This is a genomic window from Micromonospora chalcea, from assembly GCF_028768405.1.
Taxonomy (GTDB): Bacteria; Actinomycetota; Actinomycetes; order Mycobacteriales; family Micromonosporaceae; genus Micromonospora; species Micromonospora chalcea.
The window spans coordinates 695,452-720,517 of sequence record NZ_CP118233.1 but is presented as its reverse complement, the minus strand read 5'-3'; the positions used below and the strand labels follow the sequence as shown (position 1 = coordinate 720,517).

The 25,066-nt window shown below is 71.6% G+C and carries 28 protein-coding genes and 1 pseudogene; 4 read left to right on the top strand and 25 right to left on the bottom strand.

The window, feature by feature from the left end:
• Window positions 1-3 precede the first annotated feature (3 nt).
• From PVK74_RS03390 to PVK74_RS03360, 7 genes are read right to left on the bottom strand one after another with little or no spacing between them, the layout of a single operon-like run.
• Window positions 4-933 (bottom strand): amidohydrolase family protein, encoded by a 930-nt coding sequence (locus PVK74_RS03390; RefSeq protein WP_274478144.1) that lies wholly within the window; start codon window positions 931-933, stop codon window positions 4-6.
• Complete coding sequence (locus tag PVK74_RS03385) at window positions 933-1,850, bottom strand: MBL fold metallo-hydrolase (RefSeq protein WP_073829904.1); 918 nt, start codon at window positions 1,848-1,850, stop codon at window positions 933-935. Before PVK74_RS03385 ends, PVK74_RS03390 begins: the two co-directional genes overlap by 1 nt.
• Window positions 1,847-2,632, bottom strand: coding sequence for an ABC transporter ATP-binding protein (locus PVK74_RS03380; RefSeq protein ID WP_043324780.1), 786 nt, complete (start codon window positions 2,630-2,632; stop codon window positions 1,847-1,849). The genes PVK74_RS03385 and PVK74_RS03380 overlap by 4 nt, the downstream gene beginning before the upstream one ends.
• Complete coding sequence (locus tag PVK74_RS03375; RefSeq protein WP_210872991.1) at window positions 2,629-3,393, bottom strand: ABC transporter permease; 765 nt, start codon at window positions 3,391-3,393, stop codon at window positions 2,629-2,631. The genes PVK74_RS03380 and PVK74_RS03375 overlap by 4 nt, the downstream gene beginning before the upstream one ends.
• Complete coding sequence (locus PVK74_RS03370) at window positions 3,390-4,151, bottom strand: ABC transporter permease (protein ID WP_187692655.1); 762 nt, start codon at window positions 4,149-4,151, stop codon at window positions 3,390-3,392. The genes PVK74_RS03375 and PVK74_RS03370 overlap by 4 nt, the downstream gene beginning before the upstream one ends.
• Complete coding sequence (locus PVK74_RS03365) at window positions 4,148-5,122, bottom strand: ABC transporter substrate-binding protein (RefSeq protein WP_209961477.1); 975 nt, start codon at window positions 5,120-5,122, stop codon at window positions 4,148-4,150. Before PVK74_RS03365 ends, PVK74_RS03370 begins: the two co-directional genes overlap by 4 nt.
• Window positions 5,119-5,838 (bottom strand): class II aldolase/adducin family protein, encoded by a 720-nt coding sequence (locus tag PVK74_RS03360; RefSeq protein ID WP_051610994.1) that lies wholly within the window; start codon window positions 5,836-5,838, stop codon window positions 5,119-5,121. Before PVK74_RS03360 ends, PVK74_RS03365 begins: the two co-directional genes overlap by 4 nt.
• A gap of 226 nt (window positions 5,839-6,064) precedes the next feature.
• Here PVK74_RS03360 and PVK74_RS03355 point away from each other — a divergent pair, with 226 nt between their 5' ends.
• The 3 genes from PVK74_RS03355 (at window position 6,065) to PVK74_RS03345 (ending at window position 8,412) form a co-directional block, all read left to right on the top strand.
• Complete coding sequence (locus PVK74_RS03355; RefSeq protein WP_113974341.1) at window positions 6,065-6,778, top strand: Clp protease N-terminal domain-containing protein; 714 nt, start codon at window positions 6,065-6,067, stop codon at window positions 6,776-6,778.
• 178 nt (window positions 6,779-6,956) lie between these two features.
• Window positions 6,957-8,189, top strand: coding sequence for a cellulose binding domain-containing protein (locus PVK74_RS03350; protein ID WP_043324782.1), 1,233 nt, complete (start codon window positions 6,957-6,959; stop codon window positions 8,187-8,189).
• A gap of 46 nt (window positions 8,190-8,235) precedes the next feature.
• A complete protein-coding gene (locus tag PVK74_RS03345; protein ID WP_223201123.1) occupies window positions 8,236-8,412 on the top strand; it encodes a hypothetical protein in 177 nt (58 codons plus the stop codon).
• Between the two features lie 41 nt (window positions 8,413-8,453).
• Here PVK74_RS03345 and PVK74_RS03340 read toward each other — a convergent pair whose 3' ends face one another.
• From PVK74_RS03340 to PVK74_RS03325, 4 genes are all read right to left on the bottom strand, one after another.
• Window positions 8,454-9,191 (bottom strand): alpha/beta fold hydrolase, encoded by a 738-nt coding sequence (locus tag PVK74_RS03340; protein ID WP_043324784.1) that lies wholly within the window; start codon window positions 9,189-9,191, stop codon window positions 8,454-8,456.
• Between the two features lie 487 nt (window positions 9,192-9,678).
• The gene (locus PVK74_RS03335; RefSeq protein WP_274478141.1) at window positions 9,679-10,095 is read right to left on the bottom strand and encodes a hypothetical protein; all 417 of its coding nucleotides are present in this window, start codon (window positions 10,093-10,095) and stop codon (window positions 9,679-9,681) included.
• A 74-nt stretch (window positions 10,096-10,169) separates the two neighbouring features.
• Window positions 10,170-10,634: a hypothetical protein gene (locus PVK74_RS03330; protein ID WP_274478140.1), complete on the bottom strand. Its 465-nt coding sequence runs from the start codon at window positions 10,632-10,634 to the stop codon at window positions 10,170-10,172.
• A gap of 77 nt (window positions 10,635-10,711) precedes the next feature.
• Window positions 10,712-11,227: a hypothetical protein gene (locus PVK74_RS03325; RefSeq protein WP_064446321.1), complete on the bottom strand. Its 516-nt coding sequence runs from the start codon at window positions 11,225-11,227 to the stop codon at window positions 10,712-10,714.
• 856 nt (window positions 11,228-12,083) lie between these two features.
• Between PVK74_RS03325 and PVK74_RS03320 the strand changes: the two genes are divergently transcribed.
• Complete coding sequence (locus PVK74_RS03320) at window positions 12,084-12,398, top strand: hypothetical protein (RefSeq protein ID WP_064446322.1); 315 nt, start codon at window positions 12,084-12,086, stop codon at window positions 12,396-12,398.
• Window positions 12,399-12,475: 77 nt separating this feature from the next.
• Here the strand turns inward: PVK74_RS03320 and PVK74_RS03315 are convergent, their stop codons facing one another.
• The 14 genes and pseudogenes from PVK74_RS03315 to PVK74_RS03250 form a co-directional block, all read right to left on the bottom strand.
• Entirely contained in the window at window positions 12,476-13,228 is a 753-nt protein-coding gene (locus PVK74_RS03315; protein ID WP_274478138.1) for an SDR family oxidoreductase, read from the bottom strand.
• Window positions 13,229-13,364: 136 nt separating this feature from the next.
• On the bottom strand, window positions 13,365-14,417 hold the full coding sequence (locus PVK74_RS03310) for an MBL fold metallo-hydrolase (RefSeq protein WP_274478136.1): 1,053 nt from the start codon (window positions 14,415-14,417) through the stop codon (window positions 13,365-13,367).
• 39 nt (window positions 14,418-14,456) lie between these two features.
• Window positions 14,457-15,416: an electron transfer flavoprotein subunit alpha/FixB family protein gene (locus tag PVK74_RS03305; RefSeq protein ID WP_274478135.1), complete on the bottom strand. Its 960-nt coding sequence runs from the start codon at window positions 15,414-15,416 to the stop codon at window positions 14,457-14,459.
• A gap of 12 nt (window positions 15,417-15,428) precedes the next feature.
• Window positions 15,429-16,208: an electron transfer flavoprotein subunit beta/FixA family protein gene (locus PVK74_RS03300; RefSeq protein ID WP_274478134.1), complete on the bottom strand. Its 780-nt coding sequence runs from the start codon at window positions 16,206-16,208 to the stop codon at window positions 15,429-15,431.
• 8 nt (window positions 16,209-16,216) lie between these two features.
• Complete coding sequence (locus PVK74_RS03295) at window positions 16,217-17,077, bottom strand: enoyl-CoA hydratase (protein WP_274478133.1); 861 nt, start codon at window positions 17,075-17,077, stop codon at window positions 16,217-16,219.
• Between the two features lie 65 nt (window positions 17,078-17,142).
• Complete coding sequence (locus PVK74_RS03290) at window positions 17,143-18,159, bottom strand: acyl-CoA dehydrogenase family protein (protein WP_274478132.1); 1,017 nt, start codon at window positions 18,157-18,159, stop codon at window positions 17,143-17,145.
• A gap of 6 nt (window positions 18,160-18,165) precedes the next feature.
• Window positions 18,166-19,305, bottom strand: coding sequence for an acyl-CoA dehydrogenase family protein (locus PVK74_RS03285; RefSeq protein ID WP_064446326.1), 1,140 nt, complete (start codon window positions 19,303-19,305; stop codon window positions 18,166-18,168).
• A gap of 1 nt (window position 19,306) precedes the next feature.
• Window positions 19,307-20,557: an acyl-CoA dehydrogenase family protein gene (locus PVK74_RS03280; RefSeq protein ID WP_187693310.1), complete on the bottom strand. Its 1,251-nt coding sequence runs from the start codon at window positions 20,555-20,557 to the stop codon at window positions 19,307-19,309.
• A gap of 29 nt (window positions 20,558-20,586) precedes the next feature.
• A complete protein-coding gene (locus PVK74_RS03275; protein WP_274479243.1) occupies window positions 20,587-21,561 on the bottom strand; it encodes an NADPH:quinone oxidoreductase family protein in 975 nt (324 codons plus the stop codon).
• 12 nt (window positions 21,562-21,573) lie between these two features.
• Window positions 21,574-22,362: an enoyl-CoA hydratase family protein gene (locus PVK74_RS03270; RefSeq protein ID WP_274478130.1), complete on the bottom strand. Its 789-nt coding sequence runs from the start codon at window positions 22,360-22,362 to the stop codon at window positions 21,574-21,576.
• Entirely contained in the window at window positions 22,359-22,868 is a 510-nt protein-coding gene (locus PVK74_RS03265) for a MaoC/PaaZ C-terminal domain-containing protein (RefSeq protein ID WP_274478129.1), read from the bottom strand. Before PVK74_RS03265 ends, PVK74_RS03270 begins: the two co-directional genes overlap by 4 nt.
• Entirely contained in the window at window positions 22,865-23,338 is a 474-nt protein-coding gene (locus PVK74_RS03260; protein WP_069090084.1) for an FAS1-like dehydratase domain-containing protein, read from the bottom strand. Before PVK74_RS03260 ends, PVK74_RS03265 begins: the two co-directional genes overlap by 4 nt.
• Before the next feature lie 60 nt (window positions 23,339-23,398).
• Window positions 23,399-24,192 (bottom strand): annotated as a pseudogene (locus tag PVK74_RS03255) (SDR family oxidoreductase).
• The gene (locus PVK74_RS03250; protein WP_274478127.1) at window positions 24,189-25,064 is read right to left on the bottom strand and encodes an SDR family NAD(P)-dependent oxidoreductase; all 876 of its coding nucleotides are present in this window, start codon (window positions 25,062-25,064) and stop codon (window positions 24,189-24,191) included. Before PVK74_RS03250 ends, PVK74_RS03255 begins: the two are co-directional and overlap by 4 nt.
• Window positions 25,065-25,066 lie beyond the last annotated feature (2 nt).

Here is a 25,066-nt window from a genome sequence, read left to right as displayed (position 1 = left end):
GCGTCAGCCGCGGCCCAGCAGGCGCAGCGTGTTGCCGCCGGCCACCAGGGCGCGCTCGTCCGGGTCGAGGCCCGCGCCGCGCAGCGCCGCCTCGACCCGCTCCCGGTTGGTCTCCCGTTCGGCGACCGGCCAGTCCCCGCCGACGACCACGTGGTCGACCCCGAGCAGGTCGGTGGCGAAGCGGATCGCCGACGGCGCGAAGCCCATGGTGTCGGCGTACACGTGGGCGCGACGGTCGGGCGCGCTGAGCAACGCGCCCTCGTCGGTGGCGGCGGCGAGCGCCAGGCCGGCCACCCCGAGCATCGGGAAGACCACGTGCAGGCCGGGCAGCGCGGCCAGGGCGCCGCCGGTGAGCAGGGACAGCAGCGCGGCGGCGTTGATCGTGCCGCGGGCCAGCGACGTGCCGAGCCGGCCCAGGCCGGCGAACTCGGCGGTCAGCGTGGACCTGCTGATCGGATGCGCGAAGACCGGCACACCCAGCTCGGCCGCGGCGGACAGGGTGGGACGGGCGGCCGGGTCGCCGAGCAGCCGCCCGTCCGCGGCGGCGCAGTCGACGACGACGCCCGGCAGGCCCAGCTCGCGGACGGCCCGGACCACCTCCCCGGCGGCCGCGTCGCCGCCGAAGGCGTCGATCGTGGCGAGCCCGGCGAGGCGGCCCGGGTTCGCGGCGACCACGGCCGCCAGGTGGTCGTTGAGCCGCCGCAAATCGTCCGGCCGCGTCCGTTCGCCGTGCGGGGTGACCATCGCCGGCGGGGCGCTCAGGACGCGCAGGTCCACGCCGTGCCGGCCGGACTCGGCGAGCAGGCCGTCGAGGTCGGCGACCCGCCGGGCCGTGTCGGCCCAGCGGGCGGCGAGCACGCCGGTGGCGTTGTGCGGCAGCACCGCGGGATAGTCCGGACAGGCGTGGTGGGTGTGGAAGTCGGCGATGAGCATCAGACGTCGAGGAACGTGTAGGTGAAGCCGCGCTCGGCCCGGCGCACGTACCCGGCCGCGGGGAACGGGAAGTGCGCCGGCACGAGCAGGTCACCGGAGTCGGCGGCCCGTTCCAGCAGCCGGCGGCGCTGGTCGGCGGAGTCACCCGGCACCACGCAGTAGCGGATGCTCCACTCCGGCCGTTCCAGCTGGACGCCGTGGTGCAGCATGTCGCCGGCGAACAGCGCCCGCTGCCCGGCCGACTCGACGACCAGGTAGACGTTGCCGGGCGTGTGACCGAACGCGGGCACCAGGTGCACCTGCGGGGACAGGACGTGGTCGGCCTCGATCAGGTCGAGCACCCCGGCGTCGCGCAGCGGCAGGATGCTGTCGGCGATGTAGTCGCCGGTACGCTGCATGGCCCGCGCGCCGTCCGGGCCGGTCCACCAGTCGAACTCCTCCCGGACCACCAGGTACCGGGCGTTCGGGAAGGTCGGCTCCCAGCCGCCGCGGCCGTCCGCGCTGGTGGCGAAACCGACGTGGTCGACGTGCAGGTGGGTGAAGACGACGGTGTCGATGTCGCCGAGCGACACCCCGGCGCGGGCGAACTGTTCCAGGAACGGCCGGTCCGCCCGGTCGAACACGCCGCCGTTGCGCGGTTTGCCGTTGCCCCCGCCGGCGTCGACCAGGATCAGCCGGTCCGGCGTACGCAGCAGGTGGGCCTCCTGGTTGAGCAGGATCCGGCCGTCGTGGGTGAACGGCTCCCGGGTGTAGAACGCGCCGTCGGTCCACGACTCGGTCGCCAGCTGCGGGAAGAACTCGGCCGGGTCCACGAAGTAGTCGACCTCGCGGATCGGGAAGACCTCGACCTCACCGACTCGGAAGGACCACAGCGGGCCCTCGCCGCCGCCGGTGTCGGTCCATCGGGCGTTGCTCATACCATCTCGCTCTCGGGGGTACGGCGGACCTGCGTCCACACTCGGGTGCGCAGCTCGCCGAAGCGGGCGGAGGAACGGGTGCCGATCTGTTCCCGGTCGGCGGGCAGGTCGACCGGGATGTCGGCCTGGACGCCGGAGACGCCGGCGCCGAGCACCACGACGCGCTGACTGAGGTAGACCGCCTCGTCGATGTCGTGGGTGACGAAGACGATGGTCATGCCGTAGCGCTTCCACAGCGTGGCCACCAGGTCCTCCAGGTCGGCGCGGGTCTGCGCGTCGACGGCGGAGAACGGCTCGTCCATCAGCAGCAGCCGGGGCCGGTAGGCGACCGCGCGGGCGATCGCGACGCGCTGCTGCATGCCGCCGGAGAGCTGCCAGGGGTACGCGTCGCCGGCCGCGCCGAGTCCGACCGCGTCGAGCGCGTCGGCGACGAGTTCCCGCCGCCGCGCCCGGCTCAGGTCCAGGTGCCGCAGCGGCAGCTCGACGTTCTGCCGGACCGTCTTCCAGGCGTACAGGCTGCGGCCGTACTCCTGGAAGACGACGCCGAGGCCGGGCGGCGGTTCGGTGACCGGACGGCCGCCGAACCGGACCTGCCCCACGGTGGCCGGCAGCAGCCCGGCGACGATCTTGAGCAGGGTGGTCTTGCCGCAGCCGGACGGGCCGACGAGCGCGACGAACTCGCCCTCGGACACGGTCAGGTCGATCGCGGTCAGCACCTCGACGGTGCGTTCCCGGGCCCGGTAGGTCTTGCCGATCCCGGCGATCTCGAGCAGGGAGGTCATGGTCGCTCCGTGAGTTGTCCGGTGTGGCCGCGATGCCAGCGCAACGCGCGCCGCTCGACGAGCTCGAAGAGTTTGGCGAGCCCGAACCCGAGCAGGCCGATCAGCAGCACCCCGCTCCACATCTGCGGGATGGCGAAGCTGCGCTGGAACTGCACCACTGTGAAGCCGAGCCCGTCGGTGCTCATCAGCATCTCGCTGACCACCATCAGGATGATCGACAGGCCGAGGGCCTGCCGGGCGCCGGCGAAGATCTGCGGGCTCGCGCCGCGCAGCGCCAGCAGGTGCCGGGTGCGGCGCGGCAGCCGGTACGCCGCGGCGGTCTCCAGCCCGACCTCGTCGGCGGCGCGGACGCCGTCGGCGGTGTTGAGCAGGATCGGCCAGACCGCGCCCACAGTGATGACGACCAGCTTGGTCGTGTCGCCGATGCCGACCGCCACCAGCAGCACCGGGATCAGCACCGGGGCGGGCAGCACCCGGAAGTACGCCAGCAGCGGGCCGGTCAGCGCGCGGGGCACCGCCCACCGCCCGATCACGAAGCCGAGGACGACGCCCGCGGCGAGCGCGATCGTGTAGCCGGCGGCGAGGCGCCACAGACTGGGCACCACGTCGCGGACGAACGTGTCGGAGAACCACACGTCCCGGAACGCCTCGACGATCGTGCGCAGCGGCGGCAGGAACACGTTGGTGCTGCCGTCGCTGGCCACCCACCAGGCGGCCACGAGCGCCGCGGGCAGGCCGAGCGCGTAGCCGAGGGCCTTCATGCCAGGGCCTCCCGGCGGGTCGCCACGTGCCAGTGCAGCAGCCGCCGCTCGGCCAGCCGGGCGAGCTGGTCGAGGCCGATGCCGAGCCCGCCGGTGAGCAGCACCAGCGCGTACATGCCGGTGGACTCGCCGGACTCCTGGCTGCTCCAGATCATCTCGCCGAGTCCGGCGGCGCCCATGACCAGCCCGCCGGTCAGTGCGAGGGCCAGCGCGACCGAGACGATCAGGCGCAGCGCCGTGCCCAGGTACGGCAGCACCGTGGGCCAGGTGACGTGCACGATCCGGGCCAGCCGGCCGAGCCGGAAGGCGCGGGCGGTCTCGACCGCCACCCGGTCCACGTCACGCAGGCCGTAGAGCACCTGGAACACGACGATCCAGAAGCAGGACACGGCGACCAGCAGCACCGTGATCTGCCGGACGTCGAGCACGAGCACCAGCACCGGGATCAGCACGATCGACGGGACCGGCCGCAGGAAGTCGAGAGTGGAGGAGGTGGCCCGGCGCACCTGGGGCACCGAGCCGAGCGCGAACCCGGCCAGGATGCCGGCGGCCAGCGCGATGACCAGGCCGACCGCCACCGCCGCCAGCGTACGGCCGGTCGCCGCCCAGAACCGTTCCTCGGTGAGCAGGCGCAGCGCCTCCGGAACCACGGCGCTCAGCGGCGGCACGTAAGCCGGGTCGAGGAACAGGCGGGCGAGGATCTCGTAGGCCGTTGCAGCGCCCGCCAGGCCCAGGGCGCCGAGCCACCCCCTTCTCACCTGAGGATCAGTTCGTCGAGGTCGGGTGTGGTGGTGATGAGCCCGTCGCGCTGGGCGTAGCCGGCGAGCTTCTCGGCGGCCTGCCGGCTGACCTCGTCACGCAGGCCGGTCAGGGTGATCTTCGCGGCCACCTCCGGCTTGATCTCGGTGAACGTGGGGATCTTCGCGCGCACCTCGTCCTCGTGGTCGCGGGCGTACGCGTACGCCTCCCGCACCGCGTCCCGGAACGCGGTGACGGTCTTCGCGTTCTTCGAGGTGTAGGAGCCGGCTGCGTACCAGGCGGAGACCGTGAGGTCGGGCGCCAGGTCGGTGAAGCCCCAGCCGACCGGCACCGCGCCCTGTGCCTTGGCCGCCGACAGGAACGGCTCGACCACCCAGGCGCCGTCCACCCGGCCGGTGCTGACCGCGGCGGGCGCCTGCGGGAACGGGATCTCGACGAGCTTGACCTTCGTCGGGTCGCCGCCGTCGGCGCGGACCGCCTCGCGGGCCGCCGCGGCGGCGATGTTGGTGAGGACGTTGACCGAGACGGTCTTGCCTTCGAGCTGCTTGGCGCTGGTGATGCCGGAGTCGCCCTTGACCACCAGGGCGCCGTAGTCGGCGCCCTCCTTGCCGGTGGACGCGGACGCCGGCACCACTGCCTTGACGTCGAGGCCCTTGGACCGGGCCACGATCAGCGTGGTGAGGTCGCCGGTGGCGAAGTCGACCTTGCCGGCCAGCACGGCCGGCACGGAGGTCAGGTCGGAGGTCTCGGTGTCGACCTCGACCTTGAGGCCGTGCTTGGCGAAGATGCCGCGCTCCTGGGCCAGGTAGATGGGCGCGAGGTGGCCCAGCGGCGACGAGGCGAGCCGGACGGTGGTGAGGCCGTCGGCGCTCGCCGCGGCGGGCTCGTCGTTCCCGCCGCAGGCGGCGAGCGACGTGGTGAGCAGGACGGCAGCGAGGGCGCCGGCGATCCGGCGGCTACGGGTGGTCATGCGGTCGGCTCCTCAAAGCGCAGGCGCAGGTCGAGGTCGTGGACGTGGTCGGGGAACGGCGCCGGGCCGCCGAGCGGCTCGGCGCCGATGCTGGAGACGGCCGCCTCCTCGATCGCCACGACGAGGCTCGCGGCGTGCCGGGCGGAGTCGCCGGCGACGAGCAGGCCGTGGTTGCCGAGCAGGATCGCGTACGTGCGGGGGTGCGCCGCGAACGTCTCGGCGATCGACCGCACCGCCTCCTCGGTGCCGCGTGGCGCCCACGGCGCGACCGGGATGTCGACGGGCTGGCCGTGCACCAGCAGGGCCTCGTACCGGGCCGGCAGCGACACACCGGCGAGGGCGTAGCTGGTGGCGTACGGCGAATGGGTGTGGATGACGGCGTTGACGTCCGGCCGGGCCTGGTAGACGCCGATGTGCATCTTCAGGATCGCGGCCACCGACGGGCTGGGCGTTCCCTCGTGGACGGTCCCGTCGAGGCCGACCACGACGACGTCGTCGTTGACGGTGCGCAGCGCGGGCGCCGCGACCCGCAGGTCGTCGGCGGGCCACGGGCGCAGCAGTTCCCCGGCGTTGACGAGGAGGCGGTCGTCGTGGCCGGGGATCCGGACGCTGATGTTGCCGTGTCCGCTGGCCGACATGGCCGAGGCGGCGAAGAGCTTGTTGATGCCGGCGGTCAGGTCGACGCGGGCTTTCTGGACAGGGTCGTGCTGAGTCATGGCGTGTCGGGCCTTAAGGAGTCGGCCGTGCCCAGGAGGGCACGACGAGGCGACGTGTGCGAAGCGAGCCGGTGGGGCTCAGCGGCGACAGAGCGCGCTGGAGGTACGGCCCTGGTCGAGGGCTCGTCGGGTGGTCAGCAGCGCGGGCATAACCCTACTATAACCCTAGGGAATGTAGGCGATCAAGGGGTGCCCGGCCCGGCCCCCGCGTGACAGGATCGGTCAGGTGCCCAAGGTCAACGTTTATCTACCCGACGCCCTCGCCGACCGCGTCCGAGACGCCCGGCTGCCGGTCTCCCGGATCTGCCAGACCGCGCTGACCCAGGCGCTGGACGGCGCCGTGGGCGCGACTCACGAGACACCCACCACCCGGGCGCTGCCCGCCGGGCTCACCCTGACCCCGCCCGCCAACCACCACGTGGCGGCGATCCTGCACCAGGCGTACGCCCTCGCGTCCGCCTCCGGCGCGGGCACGGTGGAGCCGGTCCACCTGCTGCGGGCCTTCCTCGACGAGGGCGAGAGCCTGGTGCTGAACACCGTCGAACTGCTCGGCTTCCCCGCCGCCACGATCCGCGCGGCCCTGGGCGAGACCCCCGCCGTCACGGCGACGCCCAGCGAGCCGGCCACCTCACCGGCCACCCTGGCGGTGCTGGCGGCCGCCGCCGAGCAGGCCACCGCGCACGCCTCGGCCGTCACCACCGGCAGCCACCTGCTGCTCGGGCTGCTGCGCGACGACGGCGAGGCGGGCGCCGCGCTGCGCCGCACCGGGGTGAGCGCCGTCGTCACGCCCGCCGCGCTCTCCGCCCTCTACTACGGCGTCGCGTTCGGGCGGATGCTGCCCGGACGCGACGCCGACACGACGGTCCTGCGCGTGATGATGCACGACGTCCTCGACCGCCTCGACCGGCTGCAGAAGCGGCTCGACGCGACGGACGCCTGACGCGCGGCGAAGAGGACGGTCGCCAACTGATCGCGCCGGGGCCTCGCCTCAGGTCCCCGACCAGCGCGAAGTCGCGTCCACACAGCGGACGTTACATTGACACTTTTCGTTACGCCGGTGATAGTAACCGCACACCGACACCACCAAGGGCGCCTACGCGTCAGTCGCTGGAGGACCCATGAGAAGGAGATCGAGAATCTACGCGGGACTGGCCGCCGCCGTCGTTTCGGCCGCCTCTGTGACCATGACGTTCGGCGCGGCGCCCGCGGGCGCCGCGATCGGCGGCTCCGGCCCCTACCCCGCCGACTACGAAACCTCGTCCACCCTGGCCAACCACACCATCTTCCGGCCCCAGACCCTCCCGTCCGAGCGCCTTCCCATCCTGGTCTGGGGCAACGGCGCGTGCTCGGCCAACGGCCTGTCCCAGGGCAACTTCCTCCGTGAGATCGCCTCCCACGGCTTCCTCGCCATCGCCAACGGCGCGCCGAACGGCTCCGGCTCCACCAACGCCCAGATGCTCACCCAGTCCATCGACTGGGCGGTGGCGGAGAACTCCCGGTCGGGCAGCAAGTACTTCAACCGGCTGGACACCACGAAGATCGCCGTGGCCGGCTTCTCCTGCGGCGGCGTGGAGGCGTACGCCGTCTCCAACGACCCGCGCGTCACCACGACCGGCATCTTCAGCAGCGGGCTGCTCAACGACGCCGACGACTACCAGTTGCGCCGGCTGACCAAGCCCATCGCGTACTTCATCGGCGGGCCCAGCGACATCGCCTACCCCAACGCCATGGACGACTGGGGCAAGCTGCCGTCCGGGCTGCCCGCGTTCATGGGCAACCTGAACGTCGGTCACGGCGGCACCTACGACCAGCCCAACGGCGGCGAGTTCGGCCGGGTGGCGGTGCTCTACCTGAAGTGGCGCCTGAAGGGCGACGTGGGCGCCGGGGCCAACTTCGTCGGCCCGGACTGCGGCCTGTGCCGCACCCAGTGGACGGTCCAGCAGAAGAACCTGACGCTCGACCCGCCGCCCACCACCACGCCACCCCCCACCACCCCACCCCCCACCACGCCGCCGCCCACGACTCCCCCGCCCACGACGCCGCCGCCCGGCGGAGGACCGTCCTGTTCGGCCTCATACGTGGTGCAGGACCAGTGGAACGGCGGGTTCGTCGCCACCGTCACCGTCACCGCCGGCAACACGGCGCTGACCGGCTGGCGCGTGACGCTCGCCCTGCCGGGCGGCGCGTCGATCAGCTCGTTGTGGAACGGTGTGCCCAGCGGTACCAGCGGCACCGTCACCGTGGCGAACCAGAGCTACAACGGGCAGGTCGGCGCGGGCCAGACCACCACCTTCGGATTCCAGGGCGCCGGCAACGGCAGCGGCGCCACCGTCACGTGCGCCGGGAGCTGAGACACGACTGACACGGCGGCGACGGCCGCGTCCGGCCCGGCGGGAGGTGAGTGACGTCTCGCCGGGCGCCGGACGGCCGCCGCACCGCCGTCACGGCCGGTGCGAGCCCGCCGCCGGAGTCCTTCGACGACGCGCCCTACGGCAGTTCGTGGAACACACCGGCTGCAACGTCACCCGGCGCACCTGGACCGACATGCTGGCCCAGGAACTCGTGCTGCTCTGATCAGCGCCTGCCACCGACACCGGGTTGCTGACCGGGTGACGTCACATCGACGTGGCGCGGGCGGCGGTGTCGATGAGGTCCGCGACGGCGCCGGGCTGGGAGACCGTCACCGCGTGCGACGCGGCGACCTCGACGGTCGTGGACCCGGCCCGCTCGGCCAGGAAGCGCTGCAGGTCCGGCGGGATCGCCAGGTCCTGGCCGGTGACCAGCGTCCAGGACGGAATGCTCCGCCAAGCGGCCCGGGTCACGCTGTCGGTCAGCGTGTTCGCCGCGGTCGGCCGCTGCGTGGCCGCCATCACCGCGGCGGTGTCCCGGGGAACGTCGGGGGCGAAGAAGTCCGGGTAGGTCTCCTGCTTGACGTACTGGTCCATGTCCGCGCTGCCGTCCTGGGCGGGAATCGGCACCGCCTGGATGTTGTCGGCGAGCATGCTGCCGGGGAACCGTGCGTTCAGGTCGGCCACCGACTCGCCGACGTCCGGGCTGAAGCTGGCGACGTACACCAGGGCCCGGACGTTGGCCGCGCCGTCCGCGGCCTCGGTGATGACCGCGCCGCCGTACGAGTGGGCGGCGAGCACGACCGGCCCGGGCAGGCTGTCCACGAGCGCGCGCAGGTAGGCGGCGTCCCCCCGCACGCTGCGCAGCGGATTCGCGACCGCGATGACCGGGTAGCCGCGGCGCCGGAGATCGGCGATCACCCCGTTCCAGCTGGACCCGTCCACGAATGCCCCGTGAACGAGGACGACGGTGGGCATTCCGGTCGGGTCAGGCGCAGCGTTCATCTGACATTCCTTTCGGGTGATCTGCCACGGAGAGCCAGACAGCACAGGGCGACCGGCCGGCGCCGCCGGTTCGACGTTTGCAAAACAAATATCCGGCACTGACGGAACGCCTGTCAGCGGGATTCGGAAAACGCTGCCGCGAAGACTGCGCGCCCTCCCGCCGCTATGCGAGGACTCGACTTCGCGCAACCGGTTCCCACAATTCTTCGCCTTAGAAGAAGCTGAGAGTGCGGTGCGGCGGACGGCAGTCGCCGGGACCGAACATGCTCTACTACGCCGAGGGCATCCATTCCGACGCCACAATCCAGTTCCCCGGTTTTCGGGGCTGCGCTTTTCTCAATGCGGCGACGGAATATCCGGACGAGAATCATCCGGGCCCATCAGGATGCCATCGCCCACCGCCAATGTTCCTCGTGGCACCAACTGGCCGGGCGGTGACGGGGTGCGTCGGCGGCTGAGCGCGGCGGGAAGCTGCCCGGTCGGCCGGCTACCGGGCGAGCCGGTTCCGCTCGTAGTGGCCTCTGAAGTCGAAGAAGCGCAGCCCGTCCACAGTCGCGTCGGCCGCGATCTGCTCCGCCGTCCAAACATGGTCGGAGCAGTCGTCCATCGCGACGCCGCCCCGACCGAGCAGCGTCAACGTCAGGCGACGGACCTCCACCGTCCCGTCGACCCGGCCCGAGACGTCGACCTGCACCGCCCACCTGGGCCGGTCACCGCGGGCGCGGCTCAGGGCCCGCACCGCCGCCGGCTCCCAGTCCGCGTACAGGTGCTCGTCCTCGCCGGTCAGATCCGGGTACAGGCATCCGTCCACCAGCCACGGATGTCTCTGATCCGGCGACAGCCGGTCGAGCAGGGCGACGACGGCGGCCTGCGCCATGGCCGGGAAGACGAAGACGGTACGCACGCCACGAGCGTCGCACGCCGCAGTCGATCCGACAGCGCCCCGCCACTGCGACCTGCCGGCGTGCGGGCAGGCGTTCAGCCGTTGCTGGGACTGGAGATCCCGCGCCTCGCGAAGGACTCGGCGACCTCGTCGAAGGCCGCGACGGCCAGCTCCGGCCGCGCGGCGGCCTCGGCCAACGGCAGCTCCACCTGAGGGTCGTAGCCGGACAGACCGGTGACCGCCTCGACGACCGCGCCGAGCCGGTGCACCGCCGCGACGACGGCCCGGGCGTCACCGCCCCGGTACCAGTACGGCACGGTGACACTGACCTCGTCCGCGTAGTAGCTGACCTGGACGCCGGTCGGCTCGTGCGTCAGCTCGTAGTTGTCGGCCCCCTCGAACACGGAGACCTCACCGAGCACCTGCCGCGCCGCCGCCACGATCCGGTTCCACGCCTCGGCGCGCGAACGCTCGTCGCTGTCGGCCTCCGCCGCCGCCTCCAGGGCGTCCTCCCAGGACTGGTCGTCGCCTCGGGGTACGAAGATCAGGTCATAGCTCATGACGAAGGACCGTACATCCAGGCGCTTTGATGCGCCGGTCGACTCCGCCTACTGGTGATCAGGATGACCTGGACGAGTCAGCACATCGTCCAGTCCTCGACGGTCAAGACCAACTCCTCAGCGCGAGTGGTCGAGATGCGATGTCGTTTGGCGATATCCGCCAGCACCGCTCCCTCGCTGACCTCGACATTGTCCTGTGTTGCTTGGTTGAACTCCCCGCTGAGCCCGTATGCCTGCGCGGACGGGACTCGACACTTGTCCGGCTGGCTCAGCTTGTCGCGGACGATGGCCTGGTGGAGCTGGTAGCCCTGCCAAGAGGCGGCGTCCCCTTTGGCGGCGTCCGCCCAACGCCCCTCAGGCGCCCATTCGAACGCCGCGTAACTGGGCGACACCTCACGTCGGTCGTATGTGATCACGATCGACAGCGCCTGCCATCCCTGCCCTCTGTGGTTCTCCACGATACGTGTCGCGACGTCGATGACCTGCTGAACGCTGACGGGGTAGACGTGCAGTTCCACCCGCAGGGCTAGACGGCGAGCGCCGGAGCCGGAACTGACGTCTCGGCGCTCGAAGATGTCGTAGGCAGGCAGCACTTGCCTTGTACTCGCTGGGCGACTCGCCCCTACCGGTGGCGTGGAAGGCGGCGTGGCCGACGGGGTAGGCAGAGCGGTGGTGCGAACCGGCTCGGGCGTGCGCGTACTCGGTGCTGGCGTTCGCTCGATGGTAGGGGAGGCTGGGGCAGGTTGCGAAGGTGACGCCCCGCCGAGGAGAAGGCCGACAGCGGAGAGAGCACCTCCGCCGATGCAGCAAAGGAAGAGACCACCGACAACTGCCACCGACAGGACGATCCCTACCCTCATGCCCTTCCCGGGAGCCCTGGCCGCATACTGCGCCGGGGGTCGCCCTGAAGGCGTCGCCGCGTCGGTTCCAAGCGGATTAACGAACGGATCCGGCGGATCGGGCGTCTGCTGCACGGCAGCTCCAATGGGAGGGCGTACAAACGATTGTCGACACCGCCGCGGTCCCTTACGTTCCACCGAACAGTGGAACTACGAACTGGCTGAACGTTCACGGCTGCGAAGTGACACCCGAGCGTAGGGTCCCGCAGCTACCGGAACGCCTTGCGCTCAGAATAGCCGCCAGCACCTGGAACGAACGACGTCCAGGAAGCGGTCGCCAGCGGCAACGAATCGAAAACGCCACGTCCAAAGGGATGCGTCTCACGTGATGCTTGGCGAGCCTCCGGCTCGCTCTGCCGATGCGAGTGCCTCCTCGGTCTGTCGCACGACAGCGGCATCGGGTATCGGCATCTGGGCCGGACTACGGCGCAGAAGCGGAGCGGCGATGTCCTCGGCAGGTCACGGGCGACGCCGATCTGCCCGTACGGCCGCCCACGGCGACCCGTTCGAAGGGTCGATCACGATATATGCGGGTGCCACGCTGGCGGGCATGCCGAGCGAGCAACGGGAACAGTGGGTCCGGATGGCACGTGCCGCACTGATCATCGCCGCGATGCGACGGTCGCTGCTGACCTACGGCGAACTGGGCCAGGCGATCGGCATGGCCGGCGTGGATCTCCGCAACCAGATGCGCCACGTTCTGGCCCGGGTGGCCGAGGAGTGCACCGCCGCCGGAGAGCCTTCCCTACCTGCGCTGGTCGTCAATGCCACCACTGGTCAGCCAGGCTCCGGCTGGATCGACGGCGCGGTCCGCTGGCACGCGGAGGTGCAGAAGCTGTTCCGGCACTGGAACTCACCGCGCTGAGCCGGTCCCACTTCTGTTGGCGCACCGGCCCTCCGCGCCCACGTGAACGCACCCTCAGTCCCACGTAGCGCGCCGGTTCACTGACCGTTACTCGTCCGTGTTCGCCACTCGTCCAGGCGCGTACCGGCGATGCGGGCGCCGTCGGCGGGAACCAGCGAGCGTTCGGCCACCGCGGCACCGAAATAGCGGGCGCCGGGATCACCCACCACCGAACGAGTATCCCGCTGAGCGTCGAGGACGGATCGTCCCAGTTCGTCGAGGCGGAACTGCTCCGGGCCGCCGACCTCGACCACGGCGTACGTCGGCGCGCCGACCACGACCTCGGCTACCGCGGCGGCGACGTCGTCCGCTGCCATCGGCTGGATGAGCACCGGCGCGAGGTGCACGGTGTCGCCGTCCGTGGCGGCGTCGACGATGCCCTGGAGGAACTCGAAGAACTGGGTGGCGTGCACCAGCGAGTACGGGAGCCCGGACGCGGTGATGAGCTGCTCCTGGGCGACCTTCGCCCGCATGTATCCGCTGTCCGGAAGCCGTTCGGAACCTACTACGGACAGCGCCACGTAGTGACCCACCCCGGCGTCCGCGGCGGCGAGAAGGTTGCGCGTGGACGTCTCGAAGAACTCCAACGCGGCGCTGCCCTCCAGCGACGGCGAGTTCGACACGTCGACGACGGCGCCGGCGCCGGTCAGCGCCTCCGCCACTCCTTCGCCGGTCAGCGTGTTCACGCCGGTCTTCGGCGACGCCGCCACCGCTTCGTGGCCCTGGGCATCGAGGATCTTCACGAGCTTGGAGCCGATGAGCCCACTGCCACCGATGACGACGACCTTCATGATCGAGCCCCTCCCTGGTCGGCACTGGCTGATTGGCGCTGCCACCAGTAGGAAGGAAACCCTGCGCGGACGCAGGAAATTCGCCGAGAACAGCTCGACGGAGATCGTCCGGCTTCGACCGGAAGAGCCCGTCTGGTCACGCCGGGGCGTAGCGGCGCACTCCGTCGACGTCGGCAGCCTTCAGCCGCCCCTGCGCCACCAGCAGGTCGAGGTGGGCGGCCGTCTCGGTGACGGCGAGCATCTGGTTGAACAGGTCCAGGTCGGCGAAGGCACGCTCCCGCCTGGTCCAGGTCAGTTGACCCGCCGCCTCGTAAGCCGTCGTCGCGTCACGCACGACCCCGCACGCCTGGTCGAGTCGCTTCGCGTGATGGTGCAGGAGTTCGTCGACGCGCGCGTGGACACTCGGGCCGACCGGGCCGTGCGCCGGAAGCATCCGCTGGTCGGGCAGAGACCGGACCAACCGCAACGAATCCAGGTAGTCCCCGAGTGGCAGCGCCGCGGCCGCCGCCTCGAAGCCGATGGACGGTGTGATGTGCGGAAGGACGTGGTCGCCGGTGAACATCAGCTCCGCGTCGGGATCGAGGAAGACGACGTGCCCACGGGTGTGTCCCGGGGTCGCCACTACCCGCAGGGTCCTGGTCGGTAGGACGACGTCGGTTCCCCCGGTCAGCCAGTCGTCCGGCGCCGCCCAGTCCGTCGGATCATGCCGCGCCGACTCGGCCCGCGCGCGCAGCGCTTCGACGATCTCGCCCGCACCGCATCGCATCAGCGCCTGCCAGTGTTCGGACATCGGCCGGTGGCCCGGAGTCGACAGCTCGCGGATAGAGGGTTCCTCGCCCTCGCCGAGGCTCACCGTGGTGCCGAACTCGCGCCGTACGGCCACCGCCATCGCGTAGTGGTCGCGGTGCACGTGCGTCACGAGGAACCGGCGTACGTCCGCAAGGCCCGCGCCCAGGGCAGCCAGGGCCGCGTCCAATGCCTGTCGGGCCGCCGTGATGGCCCAGCCCGAGTCGACCAGCACGAGGCCGTCGTCACCGGCCAGGGCGTACACGTTCACCGATCGCAGACCGTCCTGCGGTAGCGGCAGCGGAATGCGGTACACACCTGCGGCCACCTCGAACACGCCCGGACGCGTCCAGTCCGACGTCACGTCATCGGGCTCGACCCGCATCGCTGCTGCCCCCACCATTCGCCGTCCTCCATCCAGAGCATGACCGACACGACTGTGTCACTTGCGCTTGCGGATCTCCTCGGCGGCCTGGGGGACGACCTTGAACAGGTCGCCGACCACGCCGTAGTCGGCGAGTTCGAAGATCGGCGCTTCGGCGTCCTTGTTCACCGCGACGATGGTCTTCGAGGTCTGCATGCCGGCCCGGTGCTGGATCGCCCCGGAGATACCCAGCGCGACATACAACTGCGGAGACACCGTCTTGCCGGTCTGGCCCACCTGGAACTGGTGCGGGTAGTAGCCGGAGTCCACCGCCGCGCGGGACGCGCCGACCGCGCCGCCGAGCAGGTCGGCCATCTCCTCGACCAGCTTGAAGTTGTCCGCGTTACCGACACCCCGCCCACCGGACACCACCACCGACGCCTCGGTCAGCTCGGGGCGGGAGCCCTTCTGCTCGGCGACCCGCTCCACGACCTTGGCGAGCTTGTCGGCGTCGGTGACCGACACGGTGAGCTGCTCCACCGCCGGGCTGGCCGCGGCCGGGACCGGGTTCAGCGAGTTCGGCCGAACGGTGACCAGCGGCAGACCCTTGGTGACCTTCGCCTTGACGATGGTGGACCCGGCGAACGCCACCTGCGTGGCGGTGCCGTCCGCGGCCAGGCCGACCACGTCGGTCAGGATGCCGTTGTCCAGCTTCACCGCCAGCCGCGCGGCGATCTCCTTGCCCTCCTGCGACGACGCCAGCAGCACCGCCGCCGGCTGCACCCGCGCGACGAGGTCGGCGACCACAGTCGCCTTGGGGGCCACCAGGTAGCCGTCGATCTCCTCACCCTCGGCCGCGTAGATCTTCTCCGCCCCGTACTCGCCCAGCTTGGCGCTCAACGCCTCGGCGGCGCCGGCGCCACCGAGCACGACGGCGCTCGGGGTGCCCAGCTCGCGGGCGAGGGTGAGCATCTCGAGGGTGACCTTCTTGACGCCGAACTCCCGGGTGGCTTCGACGACGACGAGAACCTCAGACATGTCAGTGACCTCTCACACGAACTTCTCGGAGGCGAGGAACTCGACCAGCTTCACGCCGCCGTCGCCCTCGTCGGTGATCTTCTCGCCGCCGGAACGCGGCGGGCGCTTGGAGTGCTCCACCACCGCGCTGGTGGCGCCGTCGAAGCCCACCTCGGCCGGGGCCACGCCCAGGTCGCCCAGGGAGAGCGTCTGCACCGGCTTCTTCTTGGCCGCCATGATGCCCTTGAAGGACGGGTACCGCGGCTCGTTGATGGTGTCCCAGACGGAGACCACGGCCGGGGTCGAGGCGGTGACCACCTCGTAGCCCTCCTCGGTCTGCCGCTCGACGGTCAGGCTGGACCCGTCGACGGTGAGCTTGCGCGCGCCGGTCAGCGCGGCCACGCCCAGCCGCTCGGCGATCATGTGCGGCATCACCTGCACCCGGCCGTCGGTCGACTCCGCACCGCACAGAACCAGATCGGCGCCCAACTGCCCGAGCGCGGCGGCGAGGACCTTCGAGGTGGCCACCGCGCAGGAACCGTGCAGGGCGTCGTCCACCACGTGGACGGCCTTGTCCGGGCCCATGGACAGCGCCTTACGGATCGACTCGGTCGCCCGGTCCGGACCCATCGTCAGGATGGTGACCTCACCACCGTGCGCTTCCTTGATCTTCAACGCCTCTTCGATGGCGTACTCGTCCATCTCATTGATCACGTTGTTCGCCGAACCGCGGTCGACGGTGTTGTCGTCAGCACGCAGGCTGCGGTCCGCGCCCGAATCAGGCACCTGCTTGACGAGTACGACGATATTCATCGCTTCGATCACCCTTCCTGTCTCGCGGCGTCACGCATGCTCCGGGCGTCCTGGCCACCGAGGGAGTCACTGCCCACCTCGGCATTGTGCGCGTGCGCAACGTGGTGCAGCCCGAACACCGAATCCATTCCGTCCCGCAGGCCCATGAGGTCCTCGGCCTGGTTGACCGCCTTCTTGGTCAGCGCGAGACCCAGACGCGGCATCTGCGCGATCCGCGCGGCGAGCCCCATGACCTCGGCCTCGAGCTCGTCTCTGGCGACTACCCGGTTGACCATGCCCAGCTCGGCGGCGCGCGCCGCCGGCATCCGGTCGCCGGTGAAGAGGAACTCCTTGGCGAAGCGCGGACCCATCACCCACGGATGGGCGAAGTACTCGACGCCGGGGATCCCCATGCGGACGACCGGATCGGCGAAGAACGCGTCGTCCGAGGCGACGATCAGGTCGCACGACCAGGCGAGCATGAGGCCCCCGGCGATGCACGCTCCCTGCACCATTGCGATCATCGGCTTGGGCAGCTCACGCCAGCGACGGCACATCCCGAGGTACACCTCGGACTCCCGGGCGAACCGGCTGTCGGCCCCGGCCTTGCCCACATGGTCCCACCACAGTCCGGCCCGCCTGTCGAACGACGAGCCGATGTCCCGGCCCGGCGTACCGATGTCGTGGCCGGCCGAGAAGTGCTTCCCCGCGCCCGCCAGGACGATGATCTTCACCTCGTCGTCCGCGGCCGCGCGGTAGAACGCGTCGTCGAGCGCGTAGGTCATCGCCGAGTTCTGCGCGTTGCGGTACTCCGGCCGGTTCATCGTCACGACGGCCACCGGCCCCCGCGTCTCGTACCGGACGACCTCCGCCGCCGCCTGCGGGTCCACGCCGCTGGTCTCGCTCATCTGGATCTCCTTCTCACGGGTCGGTGTACGTCGTGCGGGGCCGGCGGTCAGGACGCGGGGCGCACGCCGGTCAGGCCGACACCGAGGTCGTCCAGCAGAGCCGCCCGGTGCCAGGCGGCGCTGCCCCACGACGACTCCAGAGCCCACGACCGCTTGAGGAACAGGTGCAGGTCGTACTCGGTGGTGTAACCGATCGCGCCGTGGCACTGCAGGGCGGCCCGGCCCACGACGTGCGTCGCCTCGGACGCCAGCGCCTTGGCCGTCGCCAGGGCGCGCAGCCGGCCCGGAAGGCCCGCGGCCAGTTCGAACCCGGCCGTCGCCACCACCGGTACGGCGAACTCCAGGTGCAGCAGCGCCGTGGCGAGGTGGTGCTTGACCGCCTGGAAGCTGCCGATCGGCACCCCGAACTGCTCCCGGGTGCGGACGTGCTCGACAGTGAGGTCGAGCATCCGCCGGGACAGCCCGATGAGTTCGGCCGAGGTCGCCAGCACCCCGCGCTCCCAGGCCAGCCGCACCACCTGCGGGTCGTCCACCGCCGCCACGAGCCGCGCGTCCGCGTACCCGGTCAGGTCCAGCGCGACGTCCACCGACGGCGACGTCGAGACCGCCGCGTCGGACACGTCGAGAATCTCGATGCGCCCCGTCCCACCGAAGCCGCCACGCAGCACCAGGTCGACACCGGAACCGAACGCGACATGCCCGGTCTCCGCAGGGTCGACGCCGACCGTGAGGCCCCCGTCGACGAGCTTCGCCAGCAGGTCCGGAGCGCCCGCGGCGAGCACCGCCGGGGCGACCGCGAGGGTCGCCGTGAGCGGCAGCGGCGCGGCGGCGTACCCGATCTGCGCGAAGACCGACACGAGGTGGTTCTCGTCCAGGCCCAGCCCGCCGTCGTCCTCGGCCACGAGCAGCCCCGCAACGCCGAGACCGGCCAGGCTCTCGGCCAGTGCGGCCACCTGCGCCGATCCGGCTCCGGCGCGTACCGTCTGCGGCGGGCACCGGTCGGTGAGCACCTGACGGACGACCGCCTCCAGCTCCCGCTGCTCGTCACTCGGAGCGAAACGCACGCCTGATCACCTCCTCGGCAGACCGAGCAGGCGCTCGGCGATGATGTTGCGCTGGATCTCGTTGGTGCCCGCGTAGATCGGACCCGACAGCGAGAACTGGTAGCCGCGGGTCCACGGCCCGTCGACGAGCGCGTCCGGGCCGAGCAGTTCCAGCGCCGTCTCGTGCAACGCGATGTCCAGCTCGGACCAGAAGACCTTGTTGAGGCTCGAACGTGCGCCGGCCGGACGACCCTCGACGATGTCGGTGACCTGAGCCAGCGTGAACTGCTGGTAGGCGTGCGCCTGCATCCACGAGCGCGCCACCCGGTCGCGGAGCAGGTCGGTCGCCGCCTCGCCCCGCTCGCCCGCGAGCGCCACGAGCGCGGCTGCCGCCTTGAGGAAACGCCCCGGTGAGCGCAGCGTCAGTCCCCGCTCCGAGCCGGTCGTCGACATCGCGACCGACCAGCCCTGGTCGACGCCGCCGAGGACCGCCGAGTCCGGTACGAACGCGTTCTCGAAGAACACGTCGGCGAAGCCCTCGTCACCGTCGAGCCGGTCGAACCCGCGCACCGTCACGCCCGGGGTGTCCAGCGGCACGAGGAAGTACGTCAGTCCGCGGTGCCGCTGCGCCTGCGGGTCGGTACGGAACAGCCCGAACAGGTGGGTGCAGAACGCGCCCCGGGTCGACCAGGTCTTCTGCCCGCTCAGGCGCCACCCGCCGGCCTGCTCGTCCCGCACCGCCCGGGACGTGATCCCGGCCAGGTCGCTGCCCGCGCCCGGCTCGGACCAGCCCTGGGCCCACAGGTCCTGCGCCGCCGCCATCCGCGGCAGCAGCTCGTCCTGCTGCTGCTTCGTGCCGAACTCGAAGATCGTCGGGGCCAGCAGGAAGATGCCGTTCTGCGTCACCCGCTGCGGCGCGCCGGCCCGGTAGTACTCCTCCTCGAAGATGAGCCACTGCCAGATCGAGGCCTCGCGGCCGCCGTACTCCTGCGGCCACGACACGACCGACCACCGGTCCGCGTGCAGTGCCCGCTCCCACTCCAGGTGGGCGGCGAAGCCCGCCGCGGTGTCGCCGGAGGGCAGCGGCTGCCGCGGTACGTTCGCGGTGAGCCAGTCGCGGGCCTCCGCACGGAACTGCTCGTCCTGTGCCGACCAGGTCAGATCCATCTCAGTCCCGTCCCGTCCCGGCGGAAACCGTCGCCGGCGTGTCGCGGTAGCGGCGTAGTTGCGTACGCGCCACCGTGCGCAGGTGCACCTCGTCCGGGCCGTCGGCGATGCCGAGGATGCGGGCGCTCGCCCACATCCGGGCGATCGGGAAGTCGTCGGTGACCCCACCGCCGCCGTGTGCCTGGATCGAACGGTCCAGCACGTTGCGGGCGACCCGGGGCGCGACGACCTTGATCGCGGCGATCTCGGTCGCGGCGCCCTGGATCCCGACCTGGTCGATGAGCCACGCCGCCTTGAGCACGAGCAGGCGCGCCTGCTCGATCTCCATGCGGGATTCGGCGATCCAGTTCCGCACCACGCCCTGGTCGGAGATCGGGCCGCCGAACGCCTCGCGGGCCGTCGTCCGGCGCACCATCAGCTCGAGGCCCCGCTCGGCCATGCCGACGCAGCGCATCGCGTGGTGGATGCGGCCCGGGCCGAGGCGGGCCTGGGCGATGGCGAAACCCTCGCCCTCGGCGCCGAGCAGGTTCGTCACCGGCACCCGCACGTCGTCGAACCGGATCTCGCAGTGGCCGTGCTGGTCGTGGTAGCCGAAGATCGGCAGCGAGCGCAGAATCGTCACCCCGGGGGTGTCGACCGGTACGAGGATCATGGACTGCTGCCGGTAGACGGCCGCCTCCGGGTCCGTCTTGCCCATCAGCACGAGGATGGCGCAGCGCGGGTCCGCGGCGCCGGTCGTCCACCACTTGCGTCCGTTGATGACGTACTCGTCGCCGTCACGCACGATCGAGGTGGCGATGTTGCGCGCGTCGGAGGAGGCCACGTCCGGCTCGGTCATCGAGAAGCCGGAGCGCATCGTGCCGTCGAGCAACGGGGCGAGCCACCGCTGCTTCTGCTCGGGCGTGCCGAACATGTGCAGCAGCTCCATGTTGCCGGTGTCCGGCGCGGCACAGTTCATCGCCTCGGGGGCCAGGTAGGGCGAGCGTCCGGTCTCCTCGGCCAGGTAGGCGTACTCGACGTTGGTGAGGCCGGACAGGTCGGGCAGGAAGAGGTTCCACAGCCCCAGCGTGCGCGCCGTCGCCTTCAGCTCCTCGACGACCGGCGGCAGGACGTGGGACACCCCGCCGTTCTCGCGGGCCGCGGCGGCGAGCTGGGCGGCGTACACCTTCTCGGCGGGGTAGACGTGCTCGGTCATGAACGTGCGCAACGTCGCGAGCAGTTCGCTCGCGCGCGGGCCGGGGCCAAGGTCCATCCGGGTCAGGTCGGTCGCGTCAGCCACCGTCACTCCTTGCCTGTGCTCGTGCGGAGGGCGATCTTGCCGCGCGCGCCACGGTTCAGCACCGTGCCGAGCGCGCGGGCGGCCTCCTCCAGCGGGAAGACCTCGCTGACGTGCGGCCTCAGCCGGCCGGCGGCGATCCACTCCAGCACCGTCGTCATGTTGGCGGCGTTCGCCGCCGGGTCGCGCCTTGCCCAGGCGCCCCAGAGGACCCCCAGCACCGCGCCCTCGGTGAGCAGCAGCCGGTTCAGCTTGACCTGCGGGATCGTGCCCGCCGCGTAGCCGACGGTGAGGAACCTCCCGGCCCACGCGAGGGCGCGCAGCGCCGCGGTGGCGGCGTCGCCACCGACGGGGTCGTAGACGACGTCGGCGCCGGCGTCGCCGGTCAGCGCGCGCACCGTCGCGGTCAGGTCGTCGTAGCCGATGGCGTGGTCGGCGCCGTGCGTCAGGCACAGCTCACGCTTGTCCTCGCTCGACGCGGCCGCGATCACTGTCGCGCCGAGGGCCTTGCCGATCTGCACGGCGGTGAGGCCGACGCCGCCGGAGGCGCCGAGCACGAGCAGCGTCTCGCCGGCGGCGAGGCGGGCCCGGTCGACGAGGCCGTGGTAGGACGTGCCGTAGACCACGGGGATCGTGCTCGCCTCGACGAGGTCGATGCCATCGGGCAACGGGTGGACCATGCGCGCGTCGACGAGCACCTGGGTGGCGTAGCCGCCGATGCCGCAGAAGCCGACGACGCGGGTGCCGACGGGCGGGCCGGTCACCCCGTCGCCGAGCGCCGCGACCGTGCCGGCGACCTCGCAGCCGGGCACGAACGGCAGTTCCGGCTTGGTCTGGTAGGTGCCGGCGACGATGAGGCCGTCGGGAAAGTTCACCCCGGCGCCGGCGACGTCGACGAGCACCTGCCCCGGTCCGGGCTGCGGCTGCGGCCCGTCGGTGACCGTGAGCACCTCGGGACCGCCGAGCTCGCGCACCACCATCGACCGCACGGCTCAGCCCTCGCTGCCCGGGCGCGCCGCCTTGTCGGTGCCGGCGAACTCGTCGCGGATCCGGTCGGCGACCCCGGTGAGGTTGAGCTCGAAGGTGAAGCCCTGCTCGAAGCGGTAGCTGCGGTTGACGTCCCACAGGTCGATGCCGTTGAGCGAGGCCTTGGCGGCCCGGATCACCGTGGGGTCCTTCTCGGCGATGCTGGTCGCGACGGCGAGCGCCGTCGCGCGCAACCGCTCCCGGGGTACGACGCTGTGCACCGAGCCGTACGCGTGCAGCTCCTGGGCGGTGGCGGTGGCCGAGGTGTAGACCATGGCGCGCATCCGGTGCTGGGGCACCATCCGGGACAGGTGGGTGGCCGCGCCGAGGGCGCCGCGGTCGACCTCGGGCAGGCCGAAGGTGGCGTCGTCGGAGGCGACGATGACGTCGGAGTTGCCGACCAGGCCGATGCCGCCACCGAGGCAGAAGCCGTGGACGGCGGTGACGACCGGGACGGGGCACTCGTAGACGGCCTTGAACGCGGCGTAGCAGCCGCGGTTGGCGCCGAGCAGCGCGGTGAAGCCGTTGGTGTGCTGCATCTCCTTGATGTCGACGCCGGCGTTGAAGCCGCGGCCCTCGGCGCGCAGCAGCACGACCCGCACCGACTCGTCGGCGCCGGCGGCGTCGAGGGCGGCGGCGAGCGCGAACCAGCCGGCCACCGGCAGCGCGTTGACCGGCGGGTTGTCCACGACGATCTCGGCGATCCCGTCGGGGTGCACGGTCGTCGTCACCGACGGGTGGCTCGTGGGGTTCATCCCTGCTCCTCGGTGGTCTCGGGCCGCTCGCCGGCCTCGACGGCGGCGTCGAGGGGCAGCACGAAGGTCGCCCACGCGGTGACGGCCTTGTCGCCGGTCTGCCGCCGGCAGGTCAGCTCGACGTCGACGCGGCCCTCACGGCCGTCCTCGCTTTCGAGCACGTAGGTGCGCAGCGGAACGCCGTCGAGGGTGAGGACGTCGCCGGGCCACACCTGGGCCAGGAACCGGATGCGGAAGTCCCGCACGTTGGGGCCGCCGAGCCAGTCGGTGGCGTAGGTGCCGAGCAGGCTGGCCTGCCACATGCCCACCGAGAAAGGGCTCGGGAACCCGGCCGCCTTGGCGAAGACCTCGTCGTGGTGGATCGGGTTCATGTCGCCCGAGGCGCCCTGGTAGCGGACGAAGTCGGTGCGGGTCACCGGGCCGTACGTGCGCGCCGGAGGCGTCGCCGGGACGGGCAGGGCGACCTCTGTCGTACGGGGACCGGCGGTGGCCGTCGTGTCGCTCATGCGGACGCTCCGTCCTGTGCCGCGTCCCCGGTGGCCGGCGGGCGGGCCGTCTCGACACCGGTGAGCTTGGCGCGGGCGACGAGACGCCCGGTCTCGTCGTGGAAGTCGGTGTACATCACGGCGAACGTCATCTCCCCGCCGCGACGCCCCACCTTGGTGTAGATCTCGCCGATGCGCGACTGGCAGGTGAGCCGGGTGCCGGCGCGGGGCGGCTCGCCGAAGAAGGTGTACTGCTGCTCGGCGTGCAGGCCGCGCTGCTGGTCGAGCTCGACCGCGGACCACGGGTTGGAGTCCTCGCCCTGCCAGAAGAACGTCGTGGTGAGGAACGTCGGCTGTACGACCGGGTTCTCCTCCCGCAGGTAGTCCGCGTCAGCCGCTCCGGTGGCCAGCGCGAACTCGCGGATCTTGCCGCGTTCGACGTCGAGCCGGAAGGGGGCGCCGGTGACGCCCTGCGCGTCGGGGTTGGCCACGACGTGCTCCTTTCGTTGGTCCGCTGCGAGCCGGCACGGTCGCCGGCGCGCAGCGGGTGGTCACGGGTGCTGGCTCGAGACGGACACGACCTCGCCGGTCATGTACGACGAGTAGTCACTGGCAAGGAAGACGATCACGTTGGCGATCTCCCACGGCGTCGCGGCCCGGCCGAACGCCTCCTGGGCCGAGAGCTGGGCGAGCAGCTCGTCGCTGGTCACCTTGGCCAGATGGGCGTGCATCGCGATGCTCGGGGACACCGCGTTGACCCGGATGCCGTGCTCGGCGACGTCGAGGGCCGCGCAGCGGGTCAGCGCCATGACTCCGGCCTTGGCCGCGGCGTAGTGCGCCTGCCCCTTCTGGGCGCGCCAGCCGATGACGGAGGCGTTGTTGACGATGACCCCCTTGCCGGCCGGGATCATGTGCCGCAGCACCGACCGGGTCGCCTTGAACGTCGAGGTCAGGGTCACCGACAGCACCGAGTCCCACTGTTCGTCGGTCATGTCCTGCACCGCCGCGGTGCCGCCGAGGCCGGCGTTGTTGACGAGCACGTCGATGCCGCCGAACTCGGCGGCGACGGTGTCCATGAGGTGATCGAGCTGGGCCTGGTCGGTGACGTCGCAGGGCACAGCGAGCGGCCGGGTCCCGGTGAGGCGCTCGATCTCGTCGGCCGACGCGGCGAGGCGGCGCTCGTGGCGGTCGCTGACGGCGACACGCGCGCCTTCCTCCGCGGCGCGGCGCGCCGTGGCGAAGCCGATGCCGGTGCCGGCCGCGGCGGTGACGAGCACCGAACGCCCGGAGAGCAGCCCGTGGGCCGGGCCGGCCCAGTCGGCGACGTCGGTGTGACCGGTGTCAGACACGGGCGGCCATCTCCTTCGCGATCTCCTCGACGGTCCAGCGGGCACCCTTGTCGATCGTCCAGTCGTAACTCCACGGCGCGCAGCGGCGGATCTCGCCGCCCTTGGCGTAGTACACCTCGCCGGTCACCGGCACGTCGGCGGTGAGCAGCCAGGCGACGAGCGGGGAGACGTTGCCCGGGTGGTAGACGTCGAACACGGCGGGGTCGGCCGGGGCGGCGACCATCTCGCCGATGCCGGGCAGGTCCTGGGTCATCCGGGTACGCGCGACCGGGACGATCGCGTTGACGCGTACGCCGTAGCGGCTGATCTCCTGGGCGAGAATGACGGTGAGGGCGGCGATGCCGGCCTTGCCCGCGCCGTAGTTCGTCTGCCCGACGGCGCCGATGATGCCCGAGGTCGACGAGACGTTGACGATCGAGGCGACCGGCTGGTTGCCGGCCTTGGACTCGGTGCGCCAGTGGTCGGCGAACACCCGGCACGGCGCGAACGTCGCGCGGAGCTGGCCACGGATGACCGCGTCCCAGTCGTCCTCGCTCATGTTGACGAACATCCGGTCCCGCAGGATGCCGGCGTTGTTGACGAGGCCGTCGACGCGTCCGTAGGTGTCGCGGGCGAGCGCGAGCAGCTCGCGGGCGCCCTCGGTGGTGGCGACGTCCGCGGTGCTGGCCACGGCCCGCCCGCCGGCGTTCGTGATCTCGGCGGTGACGGCCTCGACGACAGAGGGGTCGCTGCCGGTGCCGTCGGCGGCGGCGCCGGTGTCGGCGACGACGACCGAGGCGCCTTCGGCGGCGGCGAGCAGGGCGTGCTCACGGCCGAGGCCGCGGCCGGCACCGGTGACGACGACGACGCGTCCCTGCAGTGCTCCCATGA

Excerpts from the sequence above, each read along its gene's own strand:
- PVK74_RS03390 (WP_274478144.1), bottom strand. The coding sequence starts at position 933 with ATGCTCATCGCCGACTTCCACACCCACCACGCCTGTCCGGACTATCCC.
- PVK74_RS03385 (WP_073829904.1), bottom strand. The coding sequence starts at position 1,850 with ATGAGCAACGCCCGATGGACCGACACCGGCGGCGGCGAGGGCCCGCTG.
- PVK74_RS03380 (WP_043324780.1), bottom strand. The coding sequence starts at position 2,632 with ATGACCTCCCTGCTCGAGATCGCCGGGATCGGCAAGACCTACCGGGCC.
- PVK74_RS03375 (WP_210872991.1), bottom strand. The coding sequence starts at position 3,393 with ATGAAGGCCCTCGGCTACGCGCTCGGCCTGCCCGCGGCGCTCGTGGCC.
- PVK74_RS03365 (WP_209961477.1), bottom strand. The coding sequence starts at position 5,122 with ATGACCACCCGTAGCCGCCGGATCGCCGGCGCCCTCGCTGCCGTCCTG.
- PVK74_RS03360 (WP_051610994.1), bottom strand. The coding sequence starts at position 5,838 with ATGACTCAGCACGACCCTGTCCAGAAAGCCCGCGTCGACCTGACCGCC.
- PVK74_RS03350 (WP_043324782.1), top strand. The coding sequence starts at position 6,957 with ATGAGAAGGAGATCGAGAATCTACGCGGGACTGGCCGCCGCCGTCGTT.
- PVK74_RS03340 (WP_043324784.1), bottom strand. The coding sequence starts at position 9,191 with ATGAACGCTGCGCCTGACCCGACCGGAATGCCCACCGTCGTCCTCGTT.
- PVK74_RS03330 (WP_274478140.1), bottom strand. The coding sequence starts at position 10,634 with ATGAGCTATGACCTGATCTTCGTACCCCGAGGCGACGACCAGTCCTGG.
- PVK74_RS03320 (WP_064446322.1), top strand. The coding sequence starts at position 12,084 with ATGCCGAGCGAGCAACGGGAACAGTGGGTCCGGATGGCACGTGCCGCA.
- PVK74_RS03315 (WP_274478138.1), bottom strand. The coding sequence starts at position 13,228 with ATGAAGGTCGTCGTCATCGGTGGCAGTGGGCTCATCGGCTCCAAGCTC.
- PVK74_RS03310 (WP_274478136.1), bottom strand. The coding sequence starts at position 14,417 with ATGGTGGGGGCAGCAGCGATGCGGGTCGAGCCCGATGACGTGACGTCG.
- PVK74_RS03305 (WP_274478135.1), bottom strand. The coding sequence starts at position 15,416 with ATGTCTGAGGTTCTCGTCGTCGTCGAAGCCACCCGGGAGTTCGGCGTC.
- PVK74_RS03300 (WP_274478134.1), bottom strand. The coding sequence starts at position 16,208 with ATGAATATCGTCGTACTCGTCAAGCAGGTGCCTGATTCGGGCGCGGAC.
- PVK74_RS03285 (WP_064446326.1), bottom strand. The coding sequence starts at position 19,305 with ATGGATCTGACCTGGTCGGCACAGGACGAGCAGTTCCGTGCGGAGGCC.
- PVK74_RS03280 (WP_187693310.1), bottom strand. The coding sequence starts at position 20,557 with ATGGACCTTGGCCCCGGCCCGCGCGCGAGCGAACTGCTCGCGACGTTG.
- PVK74_RS03275 (WP_274479243.1), bottom strand. The coding sequence starts at position 21,561 with ATGGTGGTGCGCGAGCTCGGCGGTCCCGAGGTGCTCACGGTCACCGAC.
- PVK74_RS03270 (WP_274478130.1), bottom strand. The coding sequence starts at position 22,362 with ATGAACCCCACGAGCCACCCGTCGGTGACGACGACCGTGCACCCCGAC.
- PVK74_RS03265 (WP_274478129.1), bottom strand. The coding sequence starts at position 22,868 with ATGAGCGACACGACGGCCACCGCCGGTCCCCGTACGACAGAGGTCGCC.
- PVK74_RS03250 (WP_274478127.1), bottom strand. The coding sequence starts at position 25,064 with ATGGGAGCACTGCAGGGACGCGTCGTCGTCGTCACCGGTGCCGGCCGC.